The organism is Neolewinella lacunae (assembly GCF_014349155.1).
Taxonomy (GTDB): domain Bacteria; phylum Bacteroidota; class Bacteroidia; order Chitinophagales; family Saprospiraceae; genus Neolewinella; species Neolewinella lacunae.
Genome location: NZ_JACSIT010000106.1, coordinates 28,821 through 48,531, shown reverse-complemented (window position 1 = coordinate 48,531; position 19,711 = coordinate 28,821). Strand labels below are relative to the sequence as shown.

The window sequence follows — 19,711 nt, the reverse complement described above, 5'->3', positions numbered from 1 at the left end:
GGAAAGACGGAGGAGCAGGCATTGCTCCCTCATCCCTTTACTTGCACCTGCGGCCGCGCCCAATTCCTGAAGTGCCAAATCGCCATGCTCGTCAACAAAGTCGCCAATTCCCGCCTCGTCACCCTCAAACTTGAGGACTACTGGCCAGCGGCCCCCTTCGCCGTTTTTGACCTCAAAGACCACCTCTTCATGGAGTTGATTTTGAAGGAAAAAGACTTTCGCGAAGCCGTTGGGGCGCACGATTTTAGTCAGTACCGGGACAAAATCCTGTTAGTTTACTGTTCCGCCGACGCCATCATTCCCGCCTGGGCCTACATGCTGGTGGCGGCTGCGGCCAGTCCTTTTGCCGCCGATATTTACCAGGGCACGGAGGAAGAATACCTGCGGGCGCACTTCCACCGGGCGATTGCGGGCCTTGACGCCCAGGCATTTGAAGGCGAGCGCGTAGTGATCAAAGGCTGCGGGGAAAAAGCGGTTCCTGCCTCGGCGTATTTGGACATCACGGCCAAGCTGCGGCCCGTGGTAAAGTCCATCATGTACGGCGAGCCATGCAGTACGGTACCGGTGTATAAAGAGCCGATGGCGCGAAAGTAGGATTTGTGCTTATCTTGGGCCTTCCCGGCGGCCCAGCAGCCGCCCACTTTACTCCCAAGAATAACCGCCAACCCATGCGCTGTAGCCGCCTACTCTTTTTACTCTGCCTCGCCCTCGGATCTTTTGGCCTGCGGGCGCAAGACGTCCATTACACCCTCCACGACTACGCACCCCTGTGGCTCAACCCCGCCAACACGGGGGCTTTTTCGGGTTCCATCCGGGCCGGGGGCATCTACCGTGGGCAGTGGCACAGCCTCAATGATATCAAATCCCCCACGCTTTACGTGGATGCGCCCTTGCCTTTTGCCTTTCGCAAACAAGACTGGATTGGGGTGGGCCTCAGCCTGGTCAACGACAATTCCGGTGTAACCGGGGTGAATAGCACTCCTGACCAGAGAATCTCCCTGGACATCGTCCAGAATTTTTTCGGCTTTAGCGGTTCTTACCACCTTTCGCTGGATAAAAAGCGGACCAATATCGTAACGCTAGGCGTTCAGTACGGCAGCATCTCCTACGGCTTGACGCCCGAGGGGGTACTCAACCAGCAGCTCAACATTGATGATGAACTGGGCGGACAGGGCATGACTGGCCGCAGTGAGTTGGATGGCATGGGCATGGGTGGCTCCGGCGGCGGCATGGGAAACATGAACGACAACAACCAGAGCGTCAATGACCTCAACGCGGGCGTCAAACTGAAGATGCTCATCGATCCCGACAAAAACAACGTCTTTGAGGCGGGCATTGCCCTGCTGCACCTGACGGCCCCCAAGCGGATGTCCCTCACCCGGCGGGATACCGCCTCGGTGCCACGGCCAGATACGGGCCCCATGGAAACGGAAGACACCCGCCGCCGCCGGGGCACCATCCACGCCCACGCGCGTTTGGACCTGGAAATGAGCGAAAAATGGCGCTTCCAGCCCACGGTGTTTTTCCAGAACTCCGCAGGAAGCAGCTCCATCTCGCTGCAGGCCTGGGGCAGCCGCAACCTGAAGGAAGACCTCGACCTGCGCCTGGGCCTCGGCTACCGCACCAGCGACGCGGCCAAGGTGATGGTCGGCTTCGACTTTGCCCAACTGCGCACGGCCCTGAGCTACGACATCACCCTGAGCCAGGCCCGAGCGGTGACCAACTTCCAGGGGGCCTTCGAGCTTTCGGCGGCCTACATCTTCAATATCTACAAAAAACCAACGGTGACGCCCACCCTGCTTTGCCCCAGGATATAAGAGTATGTCTAAATTTTTGCTTCCTGATAATCAAGCACTTATGAACCTGGCGTCACAAAAAACAGCTTACGTAGTCCACTATGCGCGCTCTTTTTTGTGTAGCCAGAACCATAAGTCATTGACCATCAGTTCTCAAATATTCCAGACAAACTCTTAACGCTTCCCTTGCAAGCCTGCCGCTGCCCGGCGCGTTAGTGTTTCCGGGCCCACGCCCACCAACCTTGTTCTTTCAGCCTCCACCGATGAAATATATCCTTTCCGCATCCCTCGCCTTGTTTCTCGCCTTACCGGCCTTTGCCCAGCCTCTTTCGGGTGCGGCCAAGGAGGAGCAGCTGCTGTGGGCCGCCGACTCCGCCCGGAGCATGCAAAACTGGTTCGTTGCCCTGCAGAACTACCAGGAAGCCTACGACCAAAGTGAAGACCCGGAACTGCGGCCCGTCATTGCGCTGATGAACCTGCACCTGCGGGACATCGCCTCGGCCGTCCGCATTTACACCCAGGTTTTCCGTAAAGCGGAGCCGGGGGATACGACCAACAACGTCCACCGCTACCACTTCGCGCGGGCCCTGAAGATGGATGGGCAGTACGACGAAGCCCGCACCTACTTCGAGAATTTTCTGCAACACGCCGAAGACGAACGCCTCATCGCCCTGGCCAGGCTGGAGCTGGAAGGCATCAAGTTGTACCGCGATGCTCCGCAGGAAACCAGCGAAGTGACCCTGGAAAACGCGGGCCGCAAAGTCAATGCGTCCTTTAGTGAGTATTCTCCCGTCCTTTCCAGCGACGGGGAAACGCTTTACTTTTCTACCTGGCTCTCCAGCGAAGCCATCGTGCAGGGCGGCAACGCGGAAGGTACGTTCAGCCAGGTCTACATGGCCTCCAAAGACAACAAGGGCGAATGGGGCAAACCCGAAGTGTTGGGCAAAGAGGTGAACCGCCCCGGCGTCCACTCCGCCAACCCGGCGCTTAGTGCTGATGGCCGCCGACTCCTCTACAACCGCCTGGAGCTGGAAAGCCACCGCATCGTCGGGGCCAAAATTTACGTCAGCGACGTCGACGACAACGGCTGGAAAAGCGGCAACCCCGTAAGCGGCATCAACAGCGACGACTACCTGGCCCTGCAACCCGCTACTGGCGAGCTCTTCGGTCGGGAAGTATTGTTTTTCGTCTCCGACATGGCTGGCGGCTTCGGGGGGATGGACATCTACTACGCCAACTACGAAGGCGACGGCAAGTACGGGGCACCCATTAACCTGGGCCCCACCGTCAACACCGTTGGTGATGAATGGACGCCGTTTTACCACGATGGAAACCTTTACTTCGCCACCGACGGGCTGCCCACCATGGGGGGGCTTGACCTGTTTTACGCCACCTGGAACGGCAGCGAATGGAGCAGCCCCCAAAACATGGGGCCGGGCTTCAACAGCAGCGTCGACGACCAGAGCCTGAGCATCTTCGGCGACGGACTGGTCGGCTTCATGACCAGCAACCGCGAGGGTGGACGTTCCGTGAAGAGCAAAACCTGCTGCGACGATATTTACACCTTCCAGATCGCCAGCCTCTACGCCAACCTGGTGGTGGGCCTCTTCAGCGAAGCCAAGCAGCCACTTTCCAACGGCACCATTGAGCTGCAACCCCTCGTAAACGGCAACCCCGCCGGGGCTGGCCAGCAGAAAAGCCGCACGGATGGCAACCGCTTCGACTTCGGGCTGGCCCTCGAAACCCAGTACCAAATCGTGGCCTCCCACCCCGGCTACTACCCCGATACTGTAGAGATCAATACCCTCGGATTGGAAGAGAGCAAGGAATTCCAGCAAGTCTTCTTTCTCAAACCCATCCCCGCGCCGGTGGAGCCAACGGAGTTTTACGATACCGTAGCCATTGAAGAGGCCATCACGCTGGAGAACATCCTTTACGATTTCAGCGACGATAAAATCCTGCCCGCCGCCGAAGGAGACCTGCGCGTAGTGCAGAGCATCATGGAACAGTACCCCGACCTGGTCATCGAGCTGGGTGCCCACACGGATAGCCGTGGCGATGCCGTTTATAACCTGGCGCTGAGCAAGCGCCGCGCCGCCAATGCCCGCAAGTGGCTCATCGTCACTGGCGGCATTGATGGCCGGCGGATCAAGACCCAGGGCTACGGCAAGACGGTGCCCCAAACCGTCAGCGCCCGCCTGGCCGAGCGCGTCGACTTCCTCTCCGAAGGCGACGTACTGACCGATGCCTTCATCAACGCCCTGCCCGATAAGGAGACCCAGGAACGGGCCCACAATTTCAACCGCCGCACCGAGTTTAAAATCCTGGAGGGCCCAACGAGCATCATCATCCGCCGCGACGTCATTGAACGCAAAATTGAAGGACCCCGCCGCGGCGCCGAACCCCGCTCCTCCGTTCCACAGCCCGCACCTGCGGCCGCGCCCCAGCGCCAGGCCATCCCCAGCCGGGCCCAGGCTGGCGTAAAAAAGGCCGCCAGCCCCGCAGCAGAACTGCCCCTGAAAACGGTGGCCGCCACCGACACCATTACGCCCTTCTCCAGCCTCTACGGACAAAAGCAGATCGCTGGCCTGCCCGTCCTGCAATTCAAGCCCCGCACCATCCAGCTGGGCGAAGTGAAAAAAGGCGAAAAACGCAGCTTCAAGTACACCTTCACCAACACGAGCAAGGTGCCCGCCAAGATCCAGCTCATCCAGGCCTGCGACTGTACGACCTACGAGCACAACAACGCCAAGATCTACCAGCCCGGGGAGCAGGGCGTGATCAACGTGACCTTCGACAGCAGCGAAAAGGAAGAAGACGAGACGATCACGATCGATATTTACCTCGCCCAAAAGGACAGCCGCGGAATGCCCATCATGGAGATGGTAGAGTACAGTTTTAAGCTGAAGAAGTAGCTACTCCTGCTCCCTTGCCCGTCTGGGTGCAAAAGCGAAATTCTGCGGGCAACTGGTGGGGCTATTGCAGATTCCTGTACAGTTGTTATCTTTAAGGCGTAACGCAAACGATTTACGCCCCATCAACGTTTGGGTCAATCCTTCGTTTGGCCAGTTACCTTCAATCACTTTTTCACCCATCAAAACTTCCTATCACCTATGGTTGAGTATTACAAGTTGGCGTTAAGTAAGTACGCCGAATTCACGGGGCGCTCCCGTCGCAGCGAATACTGGTATTTCGTTTTGGGCAACTTGCTCGTGTATCTGGCCCTTGCCGCTGTGGGTACCCTCCTTGGCGCATTGGTCGGAGGCGGAGAGACCGCTATGTTCCTGATGATCGGTCTGATCGGCCTGTTTGGCCTGGCCATCTTCGTTCCCAGCCTGGCCGTTGCCATTCGCCGCCTTCACGACACTGGCCGCAGTGGCTGGTGGTACCTGATCGTACTGGTTCCCTACGTAGGCGGTATCGTACTGATCGTGTTCATGTGCCTGGATAGCCAGCCCGGTGCCAACAAGTGGGGCCCTAACCCCAAAACCGGTGCCACGTTCAACGACGTAACCAGCCACCTGGTGGACTAATCCCAGCCGCAACGCAAACCAAGAAGCCCGCCCCGGAACTGCTCCGGTGGCGGGCTTTTCTTTTGCCGGCTAGCGCATGAACTCCCAGGCCGTTTGGTAGCGGCCGTACTTTTCTACGTACTCCAGGAAGCCGGCGAAGAAGGCGTCGTGGCCGATGGTCGCGCTATCGCCCACCACGATGAGGTATTTTTTGGCGCGGGTGAGGGCCACGTTCATGCGGCGGTAGTCCGCCAGAAAGCCAATTTCCTGGCGCTCGTTGGAGCGCACGAGCGAGAGGTAAACCACGTCCCGCTCCCGCCCCTGGAAGCCATCGACGGTGTTGATGGTGATGCGCATACCCGCCAGGCGGCTTTCGTTTTCCAGGCGGTCTTCGGCCTGTACCGCCTGCTCGCGGTAGGGAGTGATGATGGCCACGGTGGGCAACAGGTCTTCGGGTGGGATGCTGCCGTGCAGTTCCAGCAGGTGCTCGATCAAGACGTCGAGTTCACCGTCATTGTAGCGGCTCTGGAAGCGGGGGTGCAGCTTTTCCTCGAAGCCCGTACCGGCCGTATCGATGAACACCACCGACTCGGCGTGGGGAATGCCGGGCAGGGTCCGCTGCGCCACCAACTCCGCCGCCCGGAGGCGACCGCCGTAAAAGTACTCGTTGCTGAAGCCCATGATGCGTTCGTTCATCCGGTACTGCACTTCCAGCAGCGCGTGTTCGAAGGCGCGGGGGTGAAAGCGCACTTTGTCTTGCGCAGCTTTCCCCTTGCCCGATGTGGGGGTGGCCGACTGCGGCACCGGCGGCAGGCATTTTTCCAGCAGGGTGATGTTGAGGCCACCGCGTTCGGCATCCCGGCTTTTTACGGTGGGCGGCAGCTGGAAGGGGTCGCCGGCCAACACCACGCGGTTCGCCTTCAGGATGGGGATCCAGGTGGCGGGTTCCAGGGCCTGGGCGGCTTCGTCGATGATGACGGTTTTGAATTCGTGGTTGTTGAGCAGCGAGGTGGCGGCCCCTACCAGGGTGCAGACGATGACTTCGGCCGTATCCAGGAGGTGATCGAGCGTACGGTCTTCGAGCTGGCGGGCCCAGTTGTTGAGGCGGCCGGCGTCGCGGAAGAGCAGGCCCTTGTCTTTACCGCCCGCTTTGTGGGCTTTCTTGCGGAGGTCGGCGGCCTCCTGGCGGAGTTTTTTGACCTGGAGGGTATCGGGGTGGCTGGCGATCTGGAGGTCGAGGGTGTGGCGCATTACCTCGTCTTCCACGCGGCTGATGTTACCGGTGCGCACCACGTGGAGCCCGCTGGCGGCCAGGCGGATGGTGACCAGGTCGGCGGCAGAATTGCTGGGGGTGCAGAAGAGGACACGGCCTTCGGTTTTGACCAGCTCCCCGACGGCGGCTACCAGCGTAGTGGTCTTGCCGGTGCCGGGCGGGCCGTGGATGAGGGCCACGTGCTCGGCCCCCAGCAGGTGGGCTACGGCAGCGCGCTGGCTCTGGTTGAGGTGGGCCAGGTGGGCCACGGCCGACTCCGCAACGGGGCGGTAGCTGGCCGGGCGGGCACCCATAATGACGTCGCGCAACTCGGCAATGCGGCCGCCTTCGACCTGCTCCAGAATTTGCAGGGCGCGGTCCATCTCCACGTAAGTCCGCTCGTCAAACATCAGGTCTACGCCTACGCCGCCGGCCCCCAGCCAGTCGGGCAGGTCTTCACCGCCAAGGACGATTTCCATGCGGCCTTTCTTAACGAATTTGATCACGCCGCTGCGCTGCGGCGCATTGGCGTGGGGCTGGGTGGTGAAGAGATTGACGGAAGTGCCGGCGCGAAACTGGTGGGCCTCCTCGCCTTCGCGGGTCACGGCCACCACGGGCCGGCCGCCGATGCCGTAGCTCGCCTCACTCACCTGCAGGGGGTACCAACTGTAGCCTTTGGCCACGCGCTGGATCAGGGGCATGGCCTGGATCACCTCCAGGTGGAGGCGGCGTTCTTCGTCACGCTCCAGTTTTACCAGGTCGCGTTGGTGGGACAGTTCGGCTTTTTGTTGATCGTTCACGGGATAATTAGGGTACGGTTAAGGCGGCAGATTGGCCCATCAAACATAGGGCTCATTTTGGAAATCGGTAGGGCAACACCTGGCAGGGCGCGGACGCAGGTGCAAAGGATTGGTGACGGAGCAATGAAAATCGTGGTTTAACCCGCAAATTTCATCTGCGAACCCGTGCTTGAATTCATACCCCGCATTCCCTCTTTCGCCGAACACGGCATCCCTGGCTCGGGTTTTGAAAATAACTCAGCTCAGGAACATCGTTGGCCTTCTTCTTTTCTGCCCTTGCAGGCAACCTGGTATGTACCAGCACGCCCTACTGCATCGCACCATAAGAAAAAAAACAGCTTTCCCTAGCGGACAAGGTGCCCGCCTACCGGCTTTGTTCTCCTGCGTTGGTCTACTAACTTTTTAGCGCTTTATCCCCTAACCCAAACCGACTATGAAGATTGCGATCCTCGGCAATTACCCACCTAAGGCGTGTGGTATTGCCACCTTTACCGCATCATTGGCCCAGGCCCTACGCTGCAACCTGACGGCAGAGCACCTCCTCGATTTTGCGGAGATCATTGCCATCGAGGAACCTGGGCAAGCCCTGGAATACCCCTCCGAAGTGGGTTGCATCTTGCCCAAAGAAGAGGTGGTGGCCTACCGCGCCACGGCCAACTACCTGAATACCTCGGGCTTCGCCCTGCTCATTGTCCAACACGAGTTCGGCATTTTCGGCGGCCCCGACGGCAGCCATCTGCTGGAACTTACCGATCGCCTGAAGATTCCCCTTCTGGTGACTTGTCATACCGTACTGAAAGTGCCCAGCGCAGGGCAATTGAGCGTCATGCGCCGCCTCATCGCCCGGACCGGGGTAATGGTGGTAATGTCTAAAATGGCTAAGCAGTTTTTACAAGACGTCTACAACTGCCCCGAAAACCGCATCCAGGTCATTGAGCACGGCGTCCCGGGAATCCGGACGGCAAAACGGGAAGTACTGCGCGAGCAATTCGGCTGGACGGATCAACGGGTGCTGTTCACATTCGGCCTGCTCAGCCGGGGCAAGGGCATCGAAACGGTCATCCGCGCCCTGCCAGCCATCATCAAAGAACACCCCGGGGTCCGCTACGTCGTCTTAGGCAAAACCCACCCCAATGTGGTCCGCCAAGACGGCGAAGCGTACCGGGAGTGGCTACAGGCGCTGGCGAAGGAGCTGGGCGTAGCGGAGCACGTGGAGATGATCAGTGCTTTTGCTAGTGAGCAGTCCCTCTTCGAGTACTTGCGGGCTACCGATCTCTACGTCATCCCCTACCCCAATGAGGCCCAGATTTGCAGTGGCACCTTGGCGTATGCGATGGGGGCTGGCGCGGCCGTAGTGAGCACGCCGTTCTGGTACGCTACCGAACTGCTGGCCGATGGCCGGGGGCGGTATTTCCCCTTTGGAGATTCCGCAGCGCTGGCGGAAGAAGTCAATCAACTCCTCCACGAGCCCCGCGCCATGGAATACATCCGCCAGCGCGCTTTTGCCTACGGGAAGAACCTGCGCTGGCGGGAAATTGGGGGCCAATACCTGCGGGCTTTTGCCGATGCCCGCCTGGCTTTCGAAGAGCTGTCCATTGCACCTGCGGCCGCGCCCCTGGCCCCCTTGCGGCTGGACCATCTACGGCGGATGACGGACCACTGCGGCCTATTGCAACACGCCAAACACGCCACCCCCCTCCGGGAAGAAGGCTACTGTGTGGACGATAACGGCCGCGCCCTCGTTTTCACTACCCTGGCATTACGGGAAAAAACGCTACCGCTGGCCGACCGACAGTTTTTGCTTTCCTGCACCGACCGCTACCTCGCTTATTTACTTTCTGCCCAGCACGAAGACGGCAGTTTCCGCAATTTCATGAATTACCAGCGGCAATTTTTGGAGGAGCACGGCAGTGAAGACAGCTTTGGTCGGGCCCTGTGGGGTTTGGGCAGTTGCATTGCCCATCCACCCCGCCAAGACCACCAACGCTTGGCCCTCGATAGTTACCGGGCAGCGATTGGCCACCTGGATGGTCTGCGCAGCCCACGGGCCCTCGCCTACGGCATTCTGTCTTTGGTCGATTACCTGACCTTCGCCCCCGATGATGTAGACCGGCGCGATTTGCTCGACCGCGCCGTCTCCCGGATCATGGCCCACTACGGAGATTGCAGCTGCCACTCCTGGCAGTGGTTTGAGCGCTACCTGACGTACGACAACGGGATTTTGCCCCTGGCGCTTTACCGCTCCTTACGCATCTTCGATGATCCGGCGGTCCGCCAAGTTGCCGAAGCGAGTACGGCCTTCCTCACTAAGCAAACCTTCGTCAATGGCCGCCTGCGCCCCATTGGTTGTGCGGCCCCCTACCTGCCCGGTGAGCCATTGCCCCAATTCGACCAACAGCCCATCGAGGCAATGACCCAGGTACTGCTCTACGCCGAAGCCCACCGCTACCACGGACGGCCGGAAGACGCCGAGCTGGCGCGCCGTGCCTACGCTTGGTTTGTGGGGAGTAATGATTTGGGGCTTCCGCTTTACAACCCGGAAACTTGCGGGGCATACGATGGCCTTACCGCCAGCGATGTAAATCAGAACCAGGGCGCGGAGAGCCTGCTGGCTTACCTCATCGCGCGGATCACCATCGCCCCGCTGGCCGTTCAGCCTCCGGCCGCAATCCGGGAAGACAAGCAGGAAGTACTGCGCGGCATGCTCAACGGATTTACCCCCGGCTGGGCCAAAAAACCCGCGCCCCAGCCAACGGCAAAGCCAAGCCAAGAAGGCATCGTTTCCAGCACCGCGCTGCAACACTACCTACGGGCCGACTGTGATCACCTCCGTTCAGCCTTCAAATTGGAGGCGGTTCCCACCACCCAGGCCACCCAACAAAGCCAGCAAGGCTCCCGTTACCTGAAAAAGTCTTCGTGACCCCTATGCAGGCAGCCATAAACCGAAAGCAATTACAACTCAAAGGAGACCCCACGCGGGTCATTGGTCGCTTTTTCTGGGCCGGGGAGGCGCGGGCTGCGGAGCTAATCCACCGCGTCTTAAAGATGAGCGATCACGAAACCCACCAGGCATTGATGCGCACGCTGCGCGGTTTCGCGGGCCGACACCGCAACCTGAACCAAGTCTTCCTGCGCCACCTCAATGCGGCCCTCGATCGCGTCCCCGCCGAAAGGGCGGCGGTGGAGCGCACCAGCGACGAGAAAAAATCTTTGATCGGGGCCTTTTTTACCCACGAATACAGCATCGAATCGGCCGCCTTTTTCAATCCCAGCCTGGTGCCGGCGCTTGACCAGACGGACCTCCAAGAAGGGGAGATCCGCCTGGTGATGAGCGTGCGGGCCGTCGGTGAAGGACACATTTCTTCCATCGTCTTTCGCAATATCATCCTCAACGCCCAGAACGAGCCCCGCAGCGAAAAGCCGAGTGCTTTTGTCGGGCTGGCCGAAACAATCCACTACGCCAACTACGACAAAAAAGATTTTGCCCGGAGGATTCAGGAAGAGGCCCACCTGGACCCCAGCCTACTGAGTCGACTCATCGATCCCCTACCCGCCAACTTCAACCACCGCGAGCTCTTTGAGCAGTACTGGGCCCTCTACGGGTCTTATCCGGAGGACAGCACGGAGCGCGAAGACCTCAGCCACCTCATGACCGTGGCCGACCGGTATTACGAAGTCCATTTCAGCCTGGATACCGACCTGAGCGAGCGGGTGCTTCACCCCATGATCGACTTTGAAATGAAGGGCATTGAGGACGCCCGTTTTCTTCAATTTCGGCGGGATGACGGTTCTAAGGTCTATTACGGTACTTACACGGCCTACAATGGCCAACAGATCCGGCCAATGCTGATCGAGACGCCGGATTTTTACGAATTCACCATCCGCCCCATCTACGGAGATGCCGCCATTAATAAAAACCACGCCCTTTTCCCGCGCAAAATCAATGGGCATTACTACGTCCTTTGCCGGGTGGACGGCATCAACAACTACATCGTCCGCACCAATCGGCTGCAGGTCTGGGACGATGCCATTCTGCTGAGTCAACCGCAGTTCACCTGGCAGCTTTACCAGATTGGCAACTGCGGCCCCCCGATCGAAACGAAACACGGCTGGGTGGTCATTACCCACGGCGTTGGGCCGATGCGGAAGTACTGCCTGGGGGCGATGTTGCTCGATTTAGATGACCCCACCATCGTACTAGGACGCCTACCCGAGCCCTTACTCAGCCCCCGGGAGGACGAGCGAGAGGGCTACGTGCCCAACGTCGTTTACAGCTGTGGCAGCATCCTGCACAATGACGAAATATTCATCCCCTACGGCATTTCCGACGAGGCCATCCGCTTTGCGACCATCGCCTTGCCCGACCTCATTGCCCGCATGGTTGCGCCCGATAATATGGCGAAGCAAGACATGTACGTGAGCGCCGAAAATGATTCCAAAGGAAATGACCAGGAAGGGGCGCTGACGCAGGTGCAGGGTAAGGGAACCAAGCGCAAGGAATTGCCCACTCCCTTGCCGTAGCTTCCAACGGATAGGAAGGATTCACCCGAGGGTGTATCTTGCGGCCATGGAATTTGCCCCCCTGCTCAAGGCCATCAAAAACAAGGAGTTTGCGCCGCTCTACCTGTTGCACGGGGAGGAGGCCTACTTCATCGACCAGCTGGAAGCCGCCATCGGGGCCAACGCCTTGCAGGAACACGAACGGGCCTTTAACGAGACCATCCTTTACGGCAAAGACGCCGAGTACCTGCACGTCATCGACGCCGCCCGCCGCTTCCCCATGATGGCCGAGCGCCAACTCGTGCTGCTCCGCGAAGCCCAGGACATGCGCAGCCTCAAAGACCTGGTTGCCTACGCTGAAAAGCCCTCACCCACGACCATCCTGGTCATCAGCCACAAGCACAAAAAGCTCAACGGCAACCTGGCCCTGGCCAAGGCGCTGAAGAAAAATGGCGTCGTTTTCGAAGCCAAAGCCCTCTACGAGAACAAGGTCCCCGGCTGGATCGAAGCCTACCTCAAAGAACGCAAGTACAGCATCGAGCCCGCCGCCGCCAATTTGCTGGCCGAATTCCTCGGCACCAGCCTGGGCAAAATCAGCAACGAACTGGATAAACTCCTGATCAACCTCGCCCCAGGCACCAAAGTGAGCACCCAGATCGTCGAAGACCAGGTGGGGGTCAGTAAAGATTACAACGTTTTCGAACTGCAAAAAGCGATTGGCCACCACGACATCGTCAAGGCCACCCGCATCCTCAATTATTTCCGCGGCAACCCGAAAGCCGCCCCGCTACCCATGGTGCTGGGGAGCCTTTACAACTACTTCAGCAAGGTTTTTTGCCTGCTGGAGCTCCAGCAAAAGAAGACTGCCAAGGCCGACATCATGGCCGCCATGGGCCTGCGCTTCGACTTTTTCCTGACCGACTACCAGCAGTCGGCCCGCAACTTCGGGGGCTCCCGCATCCTGCGCGTCTTCGCCCTGCTCAAAGAATACGACTTAAAGAGTAAGGGCGTAGACAGTAACCTGGCCGGTAAGCAGGAAAGTGAATTGCTTAAGGAGTTGGTGTGGAAGATGATGCACTTGGGGTAGCCTGGGGTGGGCTGACGCTGCTGCCTTGCCTTGGGCGACCTGCGGTCTTGGGGGTCGGGCTGAAGCCGCGACAATACCTTGGGACCCGCGGTCTGTTTGGTCGGGCTGAAGCCGCAACAATACCTTGGGACCCGCGGTCTTGGGGGTCGGGCTGAAGCCGCGACAATACCTTGGGACCTGCGGTCTTAGGGGTCGGGCTGAAGCCGCGACAATACCTTGGGATCTGCGGTCTGGTTGGTCGGGCTGAAGCCGCGACAATACCTGGGGCTTAGTTCTTATCGTCGTAGAAGGTTTCTTTGTCTTTTACGACGACTTTAGCACCGCTTTTCAGGTTGCGGCTCAGTTCAGAATAAGGTCCGGCGACCACTTGCTCGCCGGGTGTTACGCCGGTCTTGAGCTCGATGAAGCTGGCATCCTGCAGGCCGGTAGTGACGGCAACCTGGCGTACGGTATCGCCCTGGACGACGAACACTACTTCCTCGAGTTCATCCGTGCCGAGGTCTTCCTCGGTTTTCTTTTGGCGGGTCGTTACCGATTCGATGGGGACGCTGATCACGCCGTCGGAGCTTTTCGTCAGGATGTCTACGCCGGCGGACATTCCGGGTCGGAAGGGGTAGATATTGCCCTGGGCAACGAGGTCGGCGTAGCTTTCGGGATCGATGCTGATGCGCACCTCGAAGTTGGTCACCTGGTCGCTGTTGAGCACGTTATCGGCTACACCGGCGGTGGTGCTGGAGTTGGCGATCTGGGTGACGCGGCCAATGAATTTGCGGTTGAGGTAGGCATCCACTTCCACCTCGGCTACGTCGCCGATTTTCACGGACGGGACGTCGTTTTCGCTCACTTCCACGCGCACTTCCATGGCGTTGAGGTTGGCGATGCGCATCAGTTCGGTACCCGCCATTTGGATGGTACCTACTACGCGTTCCCCTTCTTCTACGTTGAGCAAAGAGATAACCCCTCCCATCGGTGCGTAGATGGTGGCACGGCGCAGGCTGGTGCGCAACTCATCGAGGGTAGCTTCGGAAGACTGTACGCCGAACTGGGCGGCGCGGGCGGATTCTTTGGCACCTTGAATGTTGCTTTCGGCGGCGCGGAGGTTGGCTTCGAGGGCGCGTAAACTAGCTTGGCTGGTTTCGAGGTCGGCCTGGCTCACTACACCGTCGGCCGCGAGGGCCTTATTGCGGTTGTATATCTCCTTGGCGTTGATGAGTTGGGCCTCGATCTGGGCCTTCTGGGCTTCCAGGCTCTGGATCTGAGCGCGGGAGTTGGCCAGCTGGGCTTTGCTGCTGTTCACGCCAGCCATCCCCCGGGCCACCTGGCTCTGGAAGGCATCGGCGTCGATCTTGGCCAGCAGCTGACCGGCCTTGACGCTGTCGCCTTCCTCCACGTACAGTTCCACTACCTCACCGGAGACGTCGGAACTGATTTTGACCTCCGTCTGCGGGAAAATTTTTCCGCTGGCGGAAACGATTTCCTGGATGGTGCGGGCTTTGGCTTCGGAGGTGAAGACGCGCGTGCCCGTTTCTTTTTTACCGCCAAAGATGGCCGCCCCGATGATGCCGAGGATGATGAGGCCGAGGACGGCGAAGATGATTTTACGTGCCATGGTAAGTTGTGGTCAGTTAGTGCGTAAAGATGGGTGCCGGCGTAAGTCTGGCCGGGGGGAAGTGATGAGGAGGGGGGTGGGAATGCTTGCTAATTAATCCAGGGTAAAGCCCTGGCCGAGGTAGAAGCGAATTACCTGGCGGTTGAAGATGAGTTGGTATTTGCTGCGGAGGAACTCCGTCTGCGCCTGTTCGAGGCGGTTGGTGGCCGTCACCAGATCGAGGCTGTTGGCAGCGCCGGCGCGGAAGAGGCGCTGGGCATTGTCGTAAGCCGCCTGGGCAGCGTCCTGGCTCGCTTCGGCGGCCCGGTAGGTTTGGCGGGCAGCCCGCAGGTTGGTCAGGGCCAGCTGTACGTCGTTGCGCAACTGGTTGTTGGCCTGCTCAATGTCGAGCTCCGCGTTGAGGCGCTGGACCTCCGCGCGCTGCACGTTGTTCTTGTTGCGGTTCTGGTTGTAGATGGGGACGTTGAGCGACATCCCCACCGACTGTCCGAAGTTCTGGTTGAGCTGATCGAAGTAGCCCAGGTTGGGAAAGACCAGGCCCGTGGTTTGGAAGTTGGCGATGGTCCCCGGCTGGCCATTGATGATAACGGGGATATCGGGCCCCTGGACGGTGACGGGTTCGCCCGTAGGGTTAGAAAAGTCTTTGGCGATGCTGGAAAAATTGGTGCTCAAACTACCAAAGAGGCTAACCGTGGGCCGCATCCCGCCTTTGGCCAGTTCGATGGCCACGGCCGCAGATTCCCGGCGCAATTCCGCTGCCGCAACGGTCGGCTGGGTGCCGCGTGCGGAGAGATAGACTTCTTCAATGTCGTAGTCCTGAAAAAGCTGGGCTTCGGTGGGGTTCAGGGCCGGGGTGGCTACGGTGAAGGGCGTATCGTAATCCAGCTCCAACAAAATTTTCAGGCTAAGGGTAGCCATTTCGACCTGGTTTTCCAGGTCCACGATGGTCCGCTGGTTGGCCGCCGCCTGGGCCTGGAGGTCAAAGCGCTGCGCGGCGGGCAAAGCACCGGCCTGGATGAGGGCGTCGGTATTGGCCAGCTGCCCTTCCGTCAGCGTCAACTGGGCGCGGGCGTTGGCGAGCTGCTCCTGGAGCAGAATGATGTTGAGGTAGCCGTTGGCGACCTGCAAACCGATGCTGTTGCTGTTTACTTTGGCGTCCATCTTGGCCGCCGCCAGGTCAATTTCCGCCTGGCGCAGGCTGTTCTTGATCTGGCCGCCGTTGTACAAAACGACGTTGGCCTGCAACTGATAGCCCTGAAAGCCGATCGTCTGCTGCTCGAAGGCGTTGGTGGTGGGGTCAATCGTCCGGCCGAGCTGGGCCCCGATGTTCGTCCCCCCGTTGGCCGTGGGCAGGCGGTTGTTCCTGGCCTGCTGGGCTTGCAGGCGGGCCAACTCCACAAAGTTGTCTTGCCGCTTCACCTGCAGGTTGTTCGTCAGGGCGTAGTTAACGGCCCGTTCCAGGGTCCAGGGGCCGGTGTCCTGCCCCGACAGGGAAAGACAAAATACCAGGCAGAGTAGTAAAAGCGTAGCGTAGCGCATAGTCAGTATTCTATGGTCGGCAAAGCTACTATGTGGAGACGGGGGAGAAAATTTAATCTATGAACGGACGCCCTTTTTGGATGAATGCAAGGGTTCGGCCCCCCATTGCGCTTAGACGACTTCCACCCGCACCTGCGTCCGCGCAAAAGGTCCCACCGCCACACGGCCCCTGCTGGCGATAGCGCACGCTCAATTCACGTTGCTGTTGAGCACGGCGGTGCCCACCAGCCGGTCGTAGCGCCCACCGATTGGCCGCCAGTAAATGAGGCCGAGGTAGTCGTTCTCCGTCTCGTCAAAACTGCCTTCGGTGAGCTCGTAGCTGAGCTGGTCAGCCGGTCGGGAAGACTTTTCCGGCGGACGCTGCTGGGTGACGTAGTGGTAATTGTAAAAACCCTGCTTGAGCATCGCCCGGCCCACGTAGGCACTGATGTTGGGGTTCCAGACCATCTTAAATTGGGGTTTGAGCTGGTATTCCGTCAGCCCGCCAAAGATGTAGACGTCGCGCTCCAGGGGGGTGCCGGTAGCGAAAACGAAGGTCATCTCGATGTATTCCCCCGTAAACTCCAGGCCAAAACGGTTGAAGTTTTCCTGCAAAAATTCGTCGGCCAGGTTGATCACCGGCTGGTCGAGGCGAAAATTTACGAAGTCTCCGTTGAGGTCAAAATAATTAAGGTAAGAGCCATCGCCCCGCGGACGGTCAGCCTGCATCATCATGGCAAAGTAGTCGCCTTCGTTGGTAATGCTCACCATTTCAGTACGGGGTGCCCGGATGGAGCGGATGTCGAGGTTGCGGTACTCGTTCATGCCCCGGAAACTCACCTTGCCCTGGTAGTCAAACAGTACCGACTCCCGCTGCAGCATGCTGGGCTGGATGCCAATCACGGCATTGTCCCAGCGGTAGTTCTGGATGACGGTGGCACTCAGCTCGCGCAGGGGCGCGCGCACCTCCAGTTGTTTGGTGTTGACGGTGAGGTCCACCTCCTGGTGGCTGTGGATTTTATCGACCGTGGCCGAACGCATCACGCGGCCGCTCACGCCGGCCAGGGTTTCCTGCACCATAAAGCGGCGGGTGATGACGGGATAGGGATCGTCTTCGGCGTCGTACACCACCAGCAGATAGTTGCCGCTGGCTTCAATTCTCATATTGCGATTGGGGAAAACCAGGTCGTAATGCACGTATTGTTTCAGGGTGCGCAGGCTGAAGTCGTAGTCTTCCAGGTAGTCTTCGGCGTAGCCCGAGTTGTACTCCAGGGGGCTGAGGTCGGAAGGTTCCCAATTTTGGTTGCAGTGGATGAATTTATAGGAGTAGCGCCGCACTTCGTCGCTCGTATCGTCAAAAGAAAGCCGCAGGCGGGCGTTGCCGTTCAGTTCGATCAGGGGGTAGCTGTGGGGAAAGCCATCGAGGTGAAAGCGCACCGTCGTGATGTTGTCCACGTAAGTATTATCGTAGTAGCGCAGGCCCTCATCCTGGCTGCGCAAAAGGGGGCTGCCACACAGCAGCAGGAGCAATAGGGCGCCGGAGCGCAGGTGCAGGGAAAAGACAAAAGAGCAATGCTTCATAGCGAGGTCGGGTAGTTAAGCGCAAGGAAAATACCGCAGTAAAATGATCAACTCCGATGCTTCCCGGCCCTGATTTAAACGTAAACCCAGGCAAAAGGATACGCCTTAGCAGTCATCTTCACCTTTTTTTAAGTGCCTGGCGGGGCCCACTAACGTAGGGAGAATCCCGCAAATGGAAGCGCCAGGGTTGGCTGATCCACGGTTCTCCGGCAAAATGGATGCCGATGCGTGGCGTGGCAACGATGTCGGCAGCAGCGATGGGTGGCCCCGTCATGTCCAGCCGCAAAGGACCAGCGGTGCGGCACAAATCCACGCCGTTGTGGCGGCGGTCGATGCCCAGGGCGCGGGTGAGTACGCCCGGGCCGCTGCTCAGTTTTGGCCCCGGACGCTCCATGTTGCGGCGTTGGAGGATGGTTTCCAGTCCGCGGCTGGGGGCCCCGGCCCGGATCAGTACGGCGTGGGCCTGGCCCTCCGGCCCTGTAACGACGTTGAACATTTCGTGGATGCCGTAGCAGAGGTAGACGTAGGCGTGGCCGGGCGGACCAAACATCACCTCCGTACGGCCGGTGCGGCGGTTCCCGAAGGCGTGGCTGGCCCGGTCTTCGGGCGCCCGGTAAGCTTCCGTTTCGGTGATGCGCACGGCCGTCTCCACCCCGCCGGCCCAGGAGATGAGCTCCACCCCGATCAGGCTACGGGCGATGTGGACAACGTCTTCGCCCCGGAGGAGATCGGCCAGGACGCTGCTCATTTTACGAGGGCCTGGTAAACGAGGATGCGAAACTTGCGCACCACCTCGCCGTACTGCGGGATGGGGTGGACGTTGGTGTACACGAGTAGGATGAGGTCTTCGGCGGGGTCGATGGTGTACTCCGAGCAGTACATACCGCCCCAGGTGACGCTGCCGGGAGTAGCCTGGTCGCCGTAGCGGCTTTCGGGGGTGATGACCTGGAAGCCAAGGCCAAATTTGTCTTCGCGCGTCCACACTTCCGCCTCGCCGATTTGGTTGCGCATCATGAAATCCACCGTTTTGGCGCTCAGCAGGCGTTTGCCCTGGAAGGTGCCACCGTTGAGGAGCATCTGGCAGAAGGCAGCGTAGTCATCGATAGTCCCTACGCTGCCCGCGCCGCCGGAGTAGTAGCGTTGGGCTCCGCGGGTGGCGAAGTCGCGGTAGGTGGCGTTTTCGTGCAAGGTCAGTGGCCCATCGGCGGTGAGTTTGGAATAGAGGCTTACCAGGCGGCCATGTTTGGCGGCGGGGAGGTAAAAGTGGCTGTCGTTCATCCCCAGGGGCGCAAAGAGGTGGCGTTGGAGGTAGTCGTTGAGGTTTTCCCCGGAGACGACTTCCAGGACGCGGCCAGCCACGTCAATGCCCAGGCCATAGGTGAATTTTTCCCCGGGCTGGTGCAGCAGCGGGCGGGCGGCGATGCGGTTTACGACGGCTTCCAGGCTTTCGTCTTCCAGGCTGGCAAAGAAGGGGACCTTGAGTTCCTCGCGGCCCTCGAACGGTAAGTCGTAGGGAATACCCGCCGTGTGGGTCAGCAGGTCGAGAATGGTGACGGGGCGCTGGGCGGGCACGGTGGTGTATTCCTTGGTGGTGGCATCGAAATCTTTGACGACGCGGACGTTCGCGAAGGCGGGGATGTATTTGGCCACCGGGTCTTCGAGCAGAAACCTGCCCTTTTCGTATTCCATCATCAGGCCAACGGTGACCAGCGCTTTCGTCTGGCTGGCGATGCGGTAGATGTCGTCCGGAAGGCTGGGGGTGCGCTGTTCCAGGTTGGAGAAGCCGTAGGTCCCCCGGTGTACGATCTTGCCCCGGCGGGCGACGAAGGTTTGGGCGTTGGGGATCACCCCATCGTCCACCAGTCCTTGCAGGAAAGCATCGACCCGCTGGAGCCGGACGGGGTCGAAGCCCTGGTTCTCGGGGCGGTCGGGCGTAAACTGGGCCCGGGCGGCTGGCAAAAAGACCAGCGTAAAGAAAATTACAGTGAGCAATCGGTGCATGATCAGTTGGCGTTTACGGACGGGCCAGGCCCCTCCCTGGGGCCAAAGTAGGGCA

13 protein-coding genes are annotated in these 19,711 nt (G+C 59.7%); 7 read left to right on the top strand and 6 right to left on the bottom strand.

The window, feature by feature from the left end:
• The first annotated feature begins 84 nt into the window (after positions 1–84).
• The 4 genes from H9S92_RS11935 to H9S92_RS11920 all read left to right on the top strand — a co-directional run bounded on the left by H9S92_RS11935 (position 85) and on the right by H9S92_RS11920 (position 5,329).
• Entirely contained in the window at positions 85–594 is a 510-nt protein-coding gene (locus H9S92_RS11935; RefSeq protein ID WP_187466950.1) for a DUF2480 family protein, read from the top strand.
• A gap of 74 nt (positions 595–668) precedes the next feature.
• Positions 669–1,817, top strand: coding sequence for a PorP/SprF family type IX secretion system membrane protein (locus H9S92_RS11930; RefSeq protein ID WP_187466949.1), 1,149 nt, complete (start codon positions 669–671; stop codon positions 1,815–1,817).
• A 242-nt stretch (positions 1,818–2,059) separates the two neighbouring features.
• Positions 2,060–4,711: a DUF1573 domain-containing protein gene (locus tag H9S92_RS11925; RefSeq protein WP_187466948.1), complete on the top strand. Its 2,652-nt coding sequence runs from the start codon at positions 2,060–2,062 to the stop codon at positions 4,709–4,711.
• Between the two features lie 198 nt (positions 4,712–4,909).
• Positions 4,910–5,329 carry a DUF805 domain-containing protein gene (locus H9S92_RS11920; protein ID WP_187466947.1) on the top strand — a complete coding sequence of 140 codons (420 nt, stop codon included), beginning with the start codon at positions 4,910–4,912 and terminating at the stop codon, positions 5,327–5,329.
• A gap of 69 nt (positions 5,330–5,398) precedes the next feature.
• Here the strand turns inward: H9S92_RS11920 and H9S92_RS11915 are convergent, their stop codons facing one another.
• Positions 5,399–7,360, bottom strand: coding sequence for an AAA domain-containing protein (locus tag H9S92_RS11915; protein WP_187466946.1), 1,962 nt, complete (start codon positions 7,358–7,360; stop codon positions 5,399–5,401).
• 433 nt (positions 7,361–7,793) lie between these two features.
• On the opposite strand from H9S92_RS11915, the gene H9S92_RS11910 reads away from it, so the two are divergent.
• Genes H9S92_RS11910 through holA form a run of 3 tightly spaced genes read left to right on the top strand, consistent with a single transcriptional unit; the run spans position 7,794 to position 12,947 of the window.
• Positions 7,794–10,280: a glycosyltransferase family 4 protein gene (locus tag H9S92_RS11910; RefSeq protein WP_187466945.1), complete on the top strand. Its 2,487-nt coding sequence runs from the start codon at positions 7,794–7,796 to the stop codon at positions 10,278–10,280.
• A gap of 5 nt (positions 10,281–10,285) precedes the next feature.
• Positions 10,286–11,881 (top strand): glycoside hydrolase family 130 protein, encoded by a 1,596-nt coding sequence (locus H9S92_RS11905; protein ID WP_187466944.1) that lies wholly within the window; start codon positions 10,286–10,288, stop codon positions 11,879–11,881.
• 46 nt (positions 11,882–11,927) lie between these two features.
• A complete protein-coding gene (gene holA, locus H9S92_RS11900) occupies positions 11,928–12,947 on the top strand; it encodes a DNA polymerase III subunit delta (RefSeq protein ID WP_187466943.1) in 1,020 nt (339 codons plus the stop codon).
• Between the two features lie 268 nt (positions 12,948–13,215).
• Here the strand turns inward: holA and H9S92_RS11895 are convergent, their stop codons facing one another.
• The 5 genes from H9S92_RS11895 to H9S92_RS11875 form a co-directional block, all read right to left on the bottom strand.
• Positions 13,216–14,556 carry an efflux RND transporter periplasmic adaptor subunit gene (locus H9S92_RS11895; protein WP_187466942.1) on the bottom strand — a complete coding sequence of 447 codons (1,341 nt, stop codon included), beginning with the start codon at positions 14,554–14,556 and terminating at the stop codon, positions 13,216–13,218.
• Positions 14,557–14,649: 93 nt separating this feature from the next.
• Positions 14,650–16,095, bottom strand: coding sequence for a TolC family protein (locus tag H9S92_RS11890; protein ID WP_187466941.1), 1,446 nt, complete (start codon positions 16,093–16,095; stop codon positions 14,650–14,652).
• Between the two features lie 189 nt (positions 16,096–16,284).
• Positions 16,285–17,655, bottom strand: a complete 1,371-nt coding sequence (locus H9S92_RS11885; protein ID WP_187466940.1) for a type IX secretion system plug protein — start codon at positions 17,653–17,655, stop codon at positions 16,285–16,287.
• Between the two features lie 118 nt (positions 17,656–17,773).
• The gene (locus H9S92_RS11880) at positions 17,774–18,403 is read right to left on the bottom strand and encodes a DNA-3-methyladenine glycosylase (protein WP_187466939.1); all 630 of its coding nucleotides are present in this window, start codon (positions 18,401–18,403) and stop codon (positions 17,774–17,776) included.
• Positions 18,400–19,656: a serine hydrolase domain-containing protein gene (locus tag H9S92_RS11875; RefSeq protein ID WP_187466938.1), complete on the bottom strand. Its 1,257-nt coding sequence runs from the start codon at positions 19,654–19,656 to the stop codon at positions 18,400–18,402. The genes H9S92_RS11880 and H9S92_RS11875 overlap by 4 nt, the downstream gene beginning before the upstream one ends.
• Positions 19,657–19,711: the final 55 nt, after the last annotated feature.

Excerpts from the sequence above, each read along its gene's own strand:
- H9S92_RS11935 (WP_187466950.1), top strand. The coding sequence starts at position 85 with ATGCTCGTCAACAAAGTCGCCAATTCCCGCCTCGTCACCCTCAAACTT.
- H9S92_RS11930 (WP_187466949.1), top strand. The coding sequence starts at position 669 with ATGCGCTGTAGCCGCCTACTCTTTTTACTCTGCCTCGCCCTCGGATCT.
- H9S92_RS11925 (WP_187466948.1), top strand. The coding sequence starts at position 2,060 with ATGAAATATATCCTTTCCGCATCCCTCGCCTTGTTTCTCGCCTTACCG.
- H9S92_RS11920 (WP_187466947.1), top strand. The coding sequence starts at position 4,910 with ATGGTTGAGTATTACAAGTTGGCGTTAAGTAAGTACGCCGAATTCACG.
- H9S92_RS11910 (WP_187466945.1), top strand. The coding sequence starts at position 7,794 with ATGAAGATTGCGATCCTCGGCAATTACCCACCTAAGGCGTGTGGTATT.
- H9S92_RS11905 (WP_187466944.1), top strand. The coding sequence starts at position 10,286 with ATGCAGGCAGCCATAAACCGAAAGCAATTACAACTCAAAGGAGACCCC.
- holA (WP_187466943.1), top strand. The coding sequence starts at position 11,928 with ATGGAATTTGCCCCCCTGCTCAAGGCCATCAAAAACAAGGAGTTTGCG.
- H9S92_RS11895 (WP_187466942.1), bottom strand. The coding sequence starts at position 14,556 with ATGGCACGTAAAATCATCTTCGCCGTCCTCGGCCTCATCATCCTCGGC.
- H9S92_RS11890 (WP_187466941.1), bottom strand. The coding sequence starts at position 16,095 with ATGCGCTACGCTACGCTTTTACTACTCTGCCTGGTATTTTGTCTTTCC.
- H9S92_RS11885 (WP_187466940.1), bottom strand. The coding sequence starts at position 17,655 with ATGAAGCATTGCTCTTTTGTCTTTTCCCTGCACCTGCGCTCCGGCGCC.
- H9S92_RS11880 (WP_187466939.1), bottom strand. The coding sequence starts at position 18,403 with ATGAGCAGCGTCCTGGCCGATCTCCTCCGGGGCGAAGACGTTGTCCAC.
- H9S92_RS11875 (WP_187466938.1), bottom strand. The coding sequence starts at position 19,656 with ATGCACCGATTGCTCACTGTAATTTTCTTTACGCTGGTCTTTTTGCCA.